The organism is Lacticaseibacillus yichunensis, assembly GCF_003946405.1.
GTDB lineage: Bacteria > Bacillota > Bacilli > Lactobacillales > Lactobacillaceae > Lacticaseibacillus > Lacticaseibacillus yichunensis.
Genome location: NZ_RHOG01000004.1, coordinates 94,695 through 100,694, shown reverse-complemented (window position 1 = coordinate 100,694; position 6,000 = coordinate 94,695). Strand labels below are relative to the sequence as shown.

The 6,000-nt window shown below is 57.8% G+C and carries 5 protein-coding genes and 1 pseudogene; all 6 read left to right on the top strand.

From position 1 onward, the window contains the following. Positions 1–73 precede the first annotated feature (73 nt). A pseudogene (locus EKM95_RS02585) lies at positions 74–520 on the top strand (ABC transporter ATP-binding protein); the annotation flags it as partial. A gap of 225 nt (positions 521–745) precedes the next feature. Further along, positions 746–2,119, top strand: coding sequence for a L,D-transpeptidase family protein (locus EKM95_RS02580; RefSeq protein WP_225423141.1), 1,374 nt, complete (start codon positions 746–748; stop codon positions 2,117–2,119). A gap of 69 nt (positions 2,120–2,188) precedes the next feature. Beyond that, complete coding sequence (locus tag EKM95_RS02575; protein WP_125696272.1) at positions 2,189–3,496, top strand: bifunctional folylpolyglutamate synthase/dihydrofolate synthase; 1,308 nt, start codon at positions 2,189–2,191, stop codon at positions 3,494–3,496. Next, positions 3,493–4,131 carry an HAD family hydrolase gene (locus EKM95_RS02570; RefSeq protein ID WP_125696271.1) on the top strand — a complete coding sequence of 213 codons (639 nt, stop codon included), beginning with the start codon at positions 3,493–3,495 and terminating at the stop codon, positions 4,129–4,131. The genes EKM95_RS02575 and EKM95_RS02570 overlap by 4 nt, the downstream gene beginning before the upstream one ends. A 34-nt stretch (positions 4,132–4,165) precedes the next feature. Further along, complete coding sequence (gene radC / locus EKM95_RS02565; RefSeq protein WP_164510057.1) at positions 4,166–4,849, top strand: RadC family protein; 684 nt, start codon at positions 4,166–4,168, stop codon at positions 4,847–4,849. A 119-nt stretch (positions 4,850–4,968) separates the two neighbouring features. Further along, positions 4,969–5,973 carry a rod shape-determining protein gene (locus EKM95_RS02560; protein ID WP_125696269.1) on the top strand — a complete coding sequence of 335 codons (1,005 nt, stop codon included), beginning with the start codon at positions 4,969–4,971 and terminating at the stop codon, positions 5,971–5,973. Positions 5,974–6,000: the final 27 nt, after the last annotated feature.

Below are 6,000 nucleotides of genomic sequence, written 5' to 3'. Positions count from 1 at the left end.
CTCGACGGCCCTCTGCTTCTCTTTTAGTGAGTACATTTAATATCATACCTGAAGTCCAACTTTTTGTCCGCACGCCCGTGAGGCCTTGCGACTGGACGCGATCGGGTTTGTCTTGCAGCAATATCACCTCTTGCCTTTTTTGACCGTTGCGGATCAATTCAAGTTGGTGGACCGCGTGCATCCCAAGGGCAATCTGAGTCGGGAAGTCTTGACAGAACTGTTGACACAACTAGGTATCGAGAATTTACTCAGCAAGTATCCAGCCGAATTATCTGGCGGCCAGCAGCAGCGTGTTGCGATCGCGCGTGCCCTCTATCCGGATCCGGCGATCATCTTGGCGGATGAGCCGACTGCGGCGCTGGACAGCCCACGCGTCAAAGAAGTGGGGGCATTGCTCGCCGACCTCGCGCATTCGCGGCAAAAAGCGGTGATCGTTGTGACTCATGATGTGCGCCTGACGCCATTTGCCGATCAGGTTTTTGAGATGACGGACGGCCGATTGACCAAACAGGAAGCTTAAGCTCGTATCCCTCGGGTTGCGCACCCTTGCAGCTGGGCTCCGCACCCGCCATTTCACTTCCTTGCCTTGTCTCGGGGGGGCGGGCTATAATGACTGTGAAGAGGCAACTGACTTTCTTTTCGTCAGCGAACGTCTTTTCGCATGTTACCTGTTACCGGTCCGTGGTCTGTGGTATAATGACCAACAATCACACCAGTTTTTGAACTGATGGGGAGGGAGCCTCCAGTGAAGAAAAAAAATATTTTCATCGGCATCGCCGCAGCGCTGGTCGTTGTGCTGGCAGGAGCCTATGCCGCGCGGAGCCTGCATTATCAGGAACGCTTTTTGCCCGAGACCAAAGTGCTTGGGGTCGACATCGCAGGTAAAAATGTCGCGCAGGCGAACAGGGCGCTGACAACGCATTTTGCCAAGACCACGTACCGCATCACGGAAAAAAACAAGACGCTGGCCAGCGCTACTGGTAGCGAGCTTGGCCTCAAGCGGGATTTCACCAGCACGCTGAACAAGCTGCTCGATCGGCAAAACCCCTGGGGGCTCACCGCGGTCGTGCTCGCTGGCTCGGATGCAGACGGGGCGGCGGCGATTCAGGCCGACGACGCGACGATCAGTGATTTTGTCAAAAACGCGACGACAAAACTCAACGCGACGCGCACCACGACCCAGGATGCCGAGATCGTTGCCAAAGACGATCAGTACGTCATCAAAAAAGAGGTTCAGGGCACCAAGCTCAATGCCGAGAAGCTGACAGCGGCCTTCAGCAAGGCGATCGCGAACGATAAAAAGTCCGTGTCCGCCACTGTTGCCTACGAAAAGCCGGCCGTGACCAGTACCTCGACCAGCTTGACCAGCGAACTGAAAAAATTGACCGATCTGACAAACATCACAGGTGCAATCAAGATTCAAAATCAAACGGTCACGATTCCCACGGCGACGATTCGCAGTTGGGTCACGTACCAAAATGGCCAGATCGATGTCTCCCAGGACAAAGTGGCCGCTTATGTCGCGACTTTAGCGACGCAATACGGCACCTATGGCAAGACTTGGACATTCAAGTCGACCAAGCGCGGCACAGTCACGTTGGCCAATGGCACTTATGGCTGGTCCATCGCCCAGAATACGCAGACCGCGAATCTGATTGCGGCGGTCAAGGCGGCCAAGGACTTTACCCTTGACGTCGCGACCCAGGGCTCTGGCTATCACGCGGATGGCAGTGCAATCGGCAACACGTATGTCGAAGTCGATCTGAAAAATCAGCACGAGTACTACTACAAGGATGGTAAGTTGGTCCTACAATCGGACATTGTCTCGGGCAAGCCAAAACAGGCGACGCCGACCGGGGTCTGGTTCGTCTGGTCCAAACAGCGTAATGCAACGTTGCGCGGGACCAATGATGATGGGACGAAATATGCCAGTCCGGTCGACTACTGGATGCCGATCGATTACACCGGCGTCGGCCTGCATGACAGTCCATGGCAGCCAAAATACGGTGGCGACTGGTACAAAGAGCACGGCTCGCACGGCTGTGTGAACAACCCGCCAAGCTTCATGAAAAAACTTTATGCGGCCGTTTCGTTAGGGACGCCCGTGATCGTCTACTAAGACGGTTTTTCCTGCCACAGGTCTTCGGATCTGTGGTATTTTTTTCATTGAAGATAATGGAGGCAAAACATGAGCGAATATGAAGAAGTGGTGGCGGCGATCCATGCGTTTCCCCGGCTGGCGAAAACAGGGGGGCACGAGCGAATCTTGGCGTTGTTGCATGCGCTCGGCGATCCGCAGCAACGCGGCCGGTATATTCACATCACAGGCACGAATGGCAAGGGCTCAGTCGCGACCATGGCCGCCCAGATTCTGGAGGAAAGCGGGCTGACGGTGGGGCTGTACACCTCGCCGTTCATCATGCGGTTCAACGAACGCTTCATGATCGACCATGACCCGATCGCAGACGCCGAGTTGGTGGCGGCCTATCACACGGTGGCGGGCGCGTTGCATCAGCTGCAGAACGCCCAGCCGGATTTTGGCGTGACCGAATTTGAGTTCATCACCGCCTTGGCCTTTTGGTGGTTCGACAGCCGTGGGGTGGATGCGGCCGTGATCGAGGTCGGCATCGGCGGGGACACCGACTCGACCAACGTGATCACGCCGACCGTGTCGGTGATCACCAGCGTTGGCCTTGACCATCAGAAATTGCTGGGGAACACGTTGACTTCGGTGGCCACCCACAAAGCGGGCATCATCAAGTCTGGCGTGCCAGTCGTGACCGGGGCCTTGCCGCCTGAAGCAGAGGCGGTGATCGCGGCAAAAACGCAGGCTACAGGCAGTGATTGGGCGCGTTTTGACCATGAATTTTCCACCACGCATGCCACGCTCAGCGGTTGGGGGCAACGGTTCACTTATCTTGATCCGGACGGGCGACTGGACGGCTTGACATTGCCGCTGCTGGGCACGTATCAACTGAGCAACGCCGCGGTGGCGATTCGCTCGGCAAAATGGTTCGCCGACCGCATCCAGTGGCCGCTGACCGCCGCCGACATTCGCCAGGGACTGGCCAAGGTCCACTGGCCGGGCCGAATGGAAAAAATTTCAGATGACCCGCTGATCGTGCTCGATGGGGCGCATAATCCCCAAGGCATTCATGGGCTGGTTGAGACCCTTGATCGGGTGTTCGGCCACCAGCCGATGACGCTGATTGCCGGTATTTTGAAAGACAAAGCTGTGGCGACGATTGTGGCGGATCTTGCGGGCACGCATCACCGGCTTTGGTTAGTGCCCGTGCCCGACAATCCACGCGCTGCGACGCTCGCTGATTACCCACCGCTTGAGGGGACGCGCGAGTTTGCCAGCTGGCAGGAGGCGCTGGCCGCGCATCTCAGCGAGTATGGGGATGAACCGGTCGTGATCACGGGCTCCCTTTATTTGGTCTCAGCGGTGCGTCAGGAATTGCTTGGCGGCCTTGGCAGTGGGGAACAGGCATGATCAGCCAGGTGATGTTCGACATGGATGGGACCTTGATCGACTCAGAACGCCTGTTTTTAAAGGCCAACGCACAAGCCGCAACAGAGCTGGGCGTGCCCCGTGCACCCAGGGATTTTCTTCCACTGGTCGGAACCGCCGGCGCGGATGGCCTTGCGAAAATGACGGCGTTGGTGGGGGCTGCGAAGGTGCCAGCCTTTGCCGAACGGTCCGTGGCGCTGGTCATGCAGTGGGTGCAAGCCGGTGTACCGATCGCCCGTCCTGGGGCCGCCGCGTTGCTTCAGCGACTTCAGACGCACGGGCTGCGGCTGGTGCTGGTGACCAGCTCGGATGCTGCGTATACTCAGACGATGCTGACCGCGGCGGGGTTGCGCGATTATTTCGCCGCGATCCACACGCGAGATGGCGCGCCGGAAAAACCAGACCCCGCGCTTTATCTGCGGGCGGTGGCTGCGCCCGGTGCTGCGCCAGCCGCGGCCACCGTCGCCGTTGAGGATACTGTGATCGGCGTGCAGGCCGCCCGAGCGGCTGGGTTGCGCGCGCTTCAGGTGGTTGATCTGGATGCGCCGGCGCCCGGTGCCACAGCACGCGTCAAAAATTTAGCCGAGGCGGGGGATTGGCTGTGTGATCTTGCGTAATTTCTTTTATCCATTGTTGATAGGAGGAATGACCATGCCACAACTTGAGATCGTCTCCACCCAGCCGCTTCGCCCGCGGGAAAAATTACTTGCCCACGGCCCAGGGGTGCTCAGCGACGAGGAACTGCTGGCGGTGCTCCTTGGTGCCGGTAGCAAGGCCGTGCCGTTGAGCGAAACCATCGCCGACCTGCTCGCACGCTTTCCGAATTTCGCCGGGTTCGATCAGGTCGGGGCCACAGAACTGGTGCGCGTGCCGGGCATCGGCCTGTCCAAGGCGACGCTGCTCGCGGCTGCCAGCGAGTTCGGGACCCGGGTCCAGCGCCGGCAGTATTTTCGCTTCGGCCAGATCATGTCTAGTCAGACCCTGGGCGAGACGATGATTCGGCGTTTTCGCGGCGTCGGCCAGGAAGTGATCTTGATTTTGCTGCTGGATGTGAAGAACAAGGTCATCCAGGAACTGGAGATCGCGCGGGGCGGGCTGGATGCCGCCTTTGCCGATCCGCGGGTGATCTTTCGCGCCGCGCTGGTGGCCAAGGCCAGCAAATTGATTCTGGTCCACAACCATCCCAGTGGCGATTCACAACCCAGCGAGAATGACCGCGACGTGACAGACCGCTTCACTACGGCGGGGGCGATGATCGGAATCGACTTGCTGGATCACGTGATCGTCGGGGCGGATGATTTCTATTCTTTTGCGCAACAGTCGCGGCGTTCTTAAGATTTTTCAAATAATCCCCTGAAAGCATCGAGAATGGCGGTCAGCGGTGCGGCCTTGCGTTCAAATATGCTATAATGCAAAAGACCGTTAAAACGAAGCTTTTTGAAGGAGAGAACGTCTTGTTTGGATTAGGATCGAAAAATATCGGGATCGACCTCGGTACGGCGAACACACTCGTCTACGTCGACGGAAAAGGCATCGTCTTGAATGAGCCTTCTGTCGTTGCTAAAAATACCCAGACGGAAGAGATCATTGCGGTGGGCGAAGAGGCCCGCGCCATGATCGGCCGCACCCCGGCGAACATCACCGCGATCCGGCCCATGAAAGACGGGGTCATCGCGGATTATGACACTACCGCCGCGATGCTCAAATACTTCATGTCCAAGGCCCTTGGCAACAAGAATGCCCACCCGCAAGTGATGGTATGCGTGCCAAGTGGTGTGACTGAAGTGGAAAAACGTGCCGTGATCGATGCCGCCAAAGTGGCTGGCGCCAAGGATGCGTTTGTCATTGAGGAACCATACTCCGCCGCGATCGGCGCAGGGCTTCCAGTCATGGACCCGACCGGCTCGATGGTCGTTGATATCGGCGGTGGCACCACCGATGTTGCCACGATCTCGCTGGGCGGGATTGTTTCTAGCCGTTCGATTCGGATGGCCGGCGACAAGATCGACGAGGCGATCATCACTTATATTCGCCAGAACTTCAACCTGTTGATCGGCGAACGCACCGCTGAGGACATCAAGATGCAGATCGGCTCCGCTTCGCTTGAAAAGGCAAAGGAGATCGATGGCATGTCGATTCGCGGTCGTGACCTGTTGTCTGGGTTGCCAAAGACGATCGACATTTCCGCCATCGACATCGCGACGGCCATGCAGGAGATCGTCGCGGCGATCATCGATGCCGTCAAGGAGACGCTGGAAGAAACGTCCCCTGAGATCGCGGCCGACGTGATCGATCACGGCATCGTGTTGACTGGCGGTGGGGCGCTCCTCAAGCACCTGGCCGAGGTCATCTCTGATGCGACTAAGGTGCCAGTTTTCATCGCCCAAGATCCACTGGATTGCGTGGCGATCGGAACGGGCGAGTCATTAAAAAATATCGATGTTTTGAAGAAACACTGATCAACAAAATTGTGGGCCGGCGACAAA

What these genes read in the sequence shown, in the direction of transcription:
- EKM95_RS02570 (WP_125696271.1), top strand. Translation starts at nt 3,493, where the DNA reads ATGATCAGCCAGGTGATGTTCGACATGGATGGGACCTTGATCGACTCA.
- radC (WP_164510057.1), top strand. Translation starts at nt 4,166, where the DNA reads ATGCCACAACTTGAGATCGTCTCCACCCAGCCGCTTCGCCCGCGGGAA.
- EKM95_RS02575 (WP_125696272.1), top strand. Translation starts at nt 2,189, where the DNA reads ATGAGCGAATATGAAGAAGTGGTGGCGGCGATCCATGCGTTTCCCCGG.